Raw genomic sequence first — 4,657 nt, 5'->3', positions numbered from 1 at the left:
TTCTTGTTCATCCCGGTCAGCTTTAGAAGGAAGAGAACCTACTTTTAAACATTTCATTCCCATTGACTTTAAGAATTTCCTCACTTGGGTAGGGCTTCGTTTTATTCCTGTCAATTCTTCTCTCCTATATACAGCTTCATTTATTGTGGCTGGTAGATTTTTCTCAAAATATTTTTTGAGCGTTTCTCTTTGAGACTCTAATTCACTTTTAGGGCGATAGAAGTTGATTTCTTTTAATTTTTCTATTCCGCCTTCTTGATCATCTCAATGCAAGTTATAGCCGTGCAAAGTATAACATTCCTCAACTGGGCCCACAAGACTTGCCCTGAGCTACGTCGAAGGGCGGCATCGCACCTAACCTCACAACTTCAATAAATGTGCATGGTGCGTTCCCCAAAATCGATCAGTGGAGCAGTAGGAGCCACATTAGAGAACGCACCCTACAGCGATGGCGATCGCTAACAAGGCTAACTACATAAGCACCAGAACCTTGCAATGCAGCTTCTCAAATCACTTTTCAACTTGTCTGTCTAATGGCAAAACGCAGCGGCGGCAAGTAACCTCCAACTTCTCACCAGTAGCTTTGTCCGTCCGCTGCCGTGACCTGTTAGCTGGCATTTAACGGGCGTGAGAAATAGCTTTGCAGGTAGTTTAAGATGAGCCGCTTTGTTTCCGCTACTAGGCGCTGCCGATACAGTGGCTCTTGACTGAGCGACAACCATAATAAGGTGCCGATCGCTTTAACCAGCACGAAGGCGATCGCTTCATAATCCACAGGTTCTAATCTTGCATCACGCCTAGCTAAGGAACTCGCTAAATCCTGAATTAACGTGGCATCGGTTGCCTCATCAATTTCTTCCAATTCACGTATCGTTCCCTGAACCTCCATAAAAATAGCATAGTAGCTAGGGTTTTCAGTAAAGAAGCGATCGGTGGTATCAATCAACTGGTTCACGTAATCTAACAAAGAGAGCGTGGCTAATTCAGCCTCATCAACGACGGCTAACTTTTGATGTAGCTTATCTGCATAACGGTGTGCCAGAGCTTGCAAAATCGCGGTTTTATCTGGAAAAAACTGGTAAAGCGACCCGATCGGAACCTGGGCTTGAGCCGCGATCGCGTTGGTGGTTGTTGCCGCGTAGCCTTGGCTAGCAAATAGGTCTTCTGCCACATCCAGAATGCGATTGACCCGCTCCTGACTACGAGCCTGCCTTGGCTTGCGGCGCATTCCGCCTGGGGGTGATGGGCTTTCAGACATGGACGTTCTCCCGATTCCTAGAAATAAACGAGGATTACTCATATTTTTGCTTGACAAAACATGAGGACTGCTCGTATTATAAAATATGAGCAGTCCTCGCATCTTAACCTAGTTTGTCCCAAAGGATCATGTTATGCCCCAAAACTTGCTGACTCCGCAAGCTGGCTCTGCCAGTATGCGCTCTCGCTGTCCGCTGCAATACATCCACCTTGGGTTTCGGTTTGTACGCTACCAATCCACTCCCTGGTTTGTATTGACGATTACTCCACTCAAATTGCTTTTTGCATCAGGGGTAGAACGGACTCACGAACAGCTTCGTTATTTCAACGCGATCGCTCGCATTGATTTTGTCGCCACCTATGGCTTGCTCATTGACTTGCTCTGGTAGAAGTCTGCAAGTGTCTTTGGTGTATTCAATTTCTCAAAAGTTTGGCAACATTTAAGTTTTTTTGGCGTATTTTTCTATGCAACTGTTTAATTCAGCTACATCCAATATGTCTGCGATCGCTCCTGTACAAAAACAGGCGCAGAATCCAATTCTCAGAGGGGTTCAGTCATTTATATCCAGGCTACTGCTCCTTAAATCATCGGTATCGATGCTATTTGGAGATAATAGTTTGCCAACAGTCGGTGAACTGACTTACGGATTGTTAGAAACTTCTGCCTACGATCTAGTGGCTCACCATCTCAATCAAGATCCGGATTGCGCTGCCCTGATCCGCGATCGCTACATTCCACCTGCCCACGACCTGGAAACCCTACTCACCTATCCCACTGATTCCTTGGGATATATCTACGCAGTGGAGATGAAGAAAAAGGGGTTCGATCCCAATCTCCATGCTGGAATGACAGCAAAAACAGATGCTGAATACGTTGAGCTAAGGCTGAGTCAAACTCACGATCTCTGGCATATCGCCACCGGATTTGATACCTCGGTGATTGGTGAAATTGGCTTACAGGCATTCCACTTGCCCCAGTTTCCCTACCCACTAGCAACGATGTTGGTTGCAACTAGCTTGATATCCAGCACCTTGAGGGAACCGGAAACGTTACCCCAATTGCTGGAGGCGATCGCCCAGGGATTCCAAATGGGTAAAACTGCCAAGTCTCTCTTTTCCCAGAAATGGGAAGAGGAGTGGGAAAAACCTCTGATCCAATGGCAAGTAGAGTTGAACATTCAACCGATTCAAAAATTGGAAAACCAATAGAAGTATCTCTCAGTTTTTCTCACAAAAAATAAATCGCTCTAAATTAGGAGGAACTTTCATGATTGAAATGTCTGTCGAATCAACGGCGGTGACGATCTCCCCCCTATCAAAGGAAGAAATCGATCGTGCTTCTGACGTAATGGCTGGCGCTTTTGCTGCCGATCCGCTTGCGAGCTATTTACTACCGGACGATCGGAATCGGTTAGAGGCGATGCGCTGGTTCTGGTATGAAGCGTTGCGTCGCAGTTACCCGCACGGACGGACTTACACCACCGCTCCCGAAATTTTAGGCATTGCCAGTTGGTTGCCCCCTGGCGTGCAGAAAGAAACGTTTTGGAACCTGTGGCTATCGATTTTGCAGACATTGCATCGGGTTGGTTGGCGGGGGGCGCATCGCCTGTTTGCTCTGATGGAATTTACAGAGATGCTGCGGGTACGCCACTGTCCCTCACCTCATTGGTATTTAGATGGACTGGCCATCACCCCGAAAAGTCAAGGATTGGGAATTGGCAGTTTGCTGTTGCAGCCTGTGCTAGACCTTGCCGATCGTGAGGAACAGGCTTGTTGCTTGTACACTTCTACAGAACGGGCTGTGCGTTTCTACCAGCGCCAAGGGTTTATCGTTTGCGAAGAAGCTTGCTTTCAAACTGCGGCTCCTCCCCTATGGTTCATGGTGCGCTCACCTAAAGATTTCCAATCATCCAAACTGGCTAAGTCCCTCTTTGCTCAAACGTGAGAAGAGCAGTGGGCAAAGCCCTTGCTCCCATAGCAAACGGAGTTGAACGCTCAGCCTATTCAGAATTAGTCAGATGATCTGATGGGTGGGCGGGTAAATCTGCTCATCCATCATTTTCCACTACTTAATTAACTTGAGGGAACAATGCTCCAATTTAGGTTTAGTTTGCCAGCTAACGTTAGATTTCACAATCTCCCAGCAACATTTGTACCTGTATCTGCTTAGAATATTCCTTGATCAACCTTTCTGATACATATTTATCTCCCCAATATCCACGGCATTTGAAAGTGTTAAAATCCATTCAATCGCAGAAATTACATCTGCAAGTGAAATTGGAATTTGTGCTGTAAATCTACCCTCTTCAATATCTGCCATTACTTCTTCTGTGGCGATATTGCCTGGGTTAATGACTGTAATACCAATCTTGTAATCACGAAGAGCTAGTTTCAATGCCTGGGCTGCTCCCCTTAACCCAAATTTAGATGCTGTATTAGCTACTTCGACCGTTGGAGAGTTATCCAATCCTGATAGTGCGCCAATAAATATGGCTCTTGGGTTGTCAGATTTAGCAAGATTCTTAGCAAGCTGCTTGGTCAGTTCAATCGGCGCAATAGTATTTACAGCTATCACAAAGCGAGTTTCTTGATCAGGGCTTGTCATAAAGTCATATTGCTCGGTGAATGCGCCGTTTTCCCAAACTCCCCCCATGAACAAGAGGGCATCGACAGTTGATTCACTAATGCTACTGACAATTGATTTGATTCCTTCTGAAGTGGAAATATCTGCTTGAATCCACTTTCCTGCGATAGGCTGACCTCTAGAAATCGAAAATACACAATCACCTTTTTGGACAAAGTGCTGCGCTACAGCCGCACCAATCCCCCGACTAGCTCCTACCACAACAATTTTTCTTTTCTCAGATTCCATATCCAACTCTTGAAATAGGCGTTTTCTGAAATCTAACGCCTCAAATCAGCGGCGGCAGACAACATTGAACTTAACACCAACAGCTTTCAACCGTCCGCTGCATTTGAATTGTTAGACTGCGCCAAGCTAAAAGTTGTATCATGATAGTCATAAACAATCTCACTATAATCTTAAGTTAAGATGGGACTGCAAATCTCAATTTCTGACTCCATTGTGCAAGCTCTTCGCCTACCTGAACAGCGGATTGAGCAAGAATTGCGTAGGGAATTAGCCATCGCTCTTTATACACAAGAGATACTCTCCTTTGGTAAGGCGCGGGAACTGGTTGAGATGGATAAATACGAATTCGGGCAATTGCTTTCCCATCGTGGAGTAGTAAGGCATTACGGTTTTGCAGAATTAGATGATGATTAGAACTCTTGCAAATTAATTATATGTTATAATGATGGGTTAACTAATTTTCCCCAAAAAATTAGTTAATCAGTACATTCGTCCTGAATAAAAACTTGAAGTTTAACTTTTAACTCA

At 45.2% G+C, this 4,657-nt stretch carries 6 protein-coding genes and 1 pseudogene; 4 read left to right on the top strand and 3 right to left on the bottom strand.

All coding sequences use genetic code 11. From position 1 onward, the window contains the following. Positions 1-264: pseudogene (locus tag EWV84_RS14465) on the bottom strand (IS630 family transposase); the annotation flags it as partial. A 343-nt stretch (positions 265-607) separates the two neighbouring features. Continuing rightward, positions 608-1,258 carry a TetR/AcrR family transcriptional regulator gene (locus EWV84_RS14460; protein WP_287078544.1) on the bottom strand — a complete coding sequence of 217 codons (651 nt, stop codon included), beginning with the start codon at positions 1,256-1,258 and terminating at the stop codon, positions 608-610. Between the two features lie 253 nt (positions 1,259-1,511). Between EWV84_RS14460 and EWV84_RS14455 the strand changes: the two genes are divergently transcribed. The 3 genes from EWV84_RS14455 (at position 1,512) to EWV84_RS14445 (ending at position 3,202) form a co-directional block, all read left to right on the top strand. Beyond that, positions 1,512-1,646, top strand: coding sequence for a hypothetical protein (locus EWV84_RS14455; protein ID WP_287078543.1), 135 nt, complete (start codon positions 1,512-1,514; stop codon positions 1,644-1,646). Between the two features lie 208 nt (positions 1,647-1,854). Next, positions 1,855-2,466, top strand: coding sequence for a Coq4 family protein (locus tag EWV84_RS14450; protein WP_287078542.1), 612 nt, complete (start codon positions 1,855-1,857; stop codon positions 2,464-2,466). Positions 2,467-2,533: 67 nt separating this feature from the next. Then, positions 2,534-3,202 carry a GNAT family N-acetyltransferase gene (locus tag EWV84_RS14445; protein ID WP_287078541.1) on the top strand — a complete coding sequence of 223 codons (669 nt, stop codon included), beginning with the start codon at positions 2,534-2,536 and terminating at the stop codon, positions 3,200-3,202. Between the two features lie 237 nt (positions 3,203-3,439). Here EWV84_RS14445 and EWV84_RS14440 read toward each other — a convergent pair whose 3' ends face one another. After that, positions 3,440-4,129 carry an SDR family NAD(P)-dependent oxidoreductase gene (locus EWV84_RS14440; RefSeq protein WP_287078540.1) on the bottom strand — a complete coding sequence of 230 codons (690 nt, stop codon included), beginning with the start codon at positions 4,127-4,129 and terminating at the stop codon, positions 3,440-3,442. 180 nt (positions 4,130-4,309) lie between these two features. Here EWV84_RS14440 and EWV84_RS14435 point away from each other — a divergent pair, with 180 nt between their 5' ends. Further along, positions 4,310-4,543 carry a UPF0175 family protein gene (locus EWV84_RS14435; RefSeq protein WP_287078539.1) on the top strand — a complete coding sequence of 78 codons (234 nt, stop codon included), beginning with the start codon at positions 4,310-4,312 and terminating at the stop codon, positions 4,541-4,543. Positions 4,544-4,657 lie beyond the last annotated feature (114 nt).

The organism is Microcystis sp. M_QC_C_20170808_M3Col (genome assembly GCF_007095505.1).
Classification (GTDB): domain Bacteria; phylum Cyanobacteriota; class Cyanobacteriia; order Cyanobacteriales; family Microcystaceae; genus Microcystis.
Note: the sequence above shows the minus strand (reverse complement) of the source record. Positions and strands in the feature narration are given on the sequence as shown.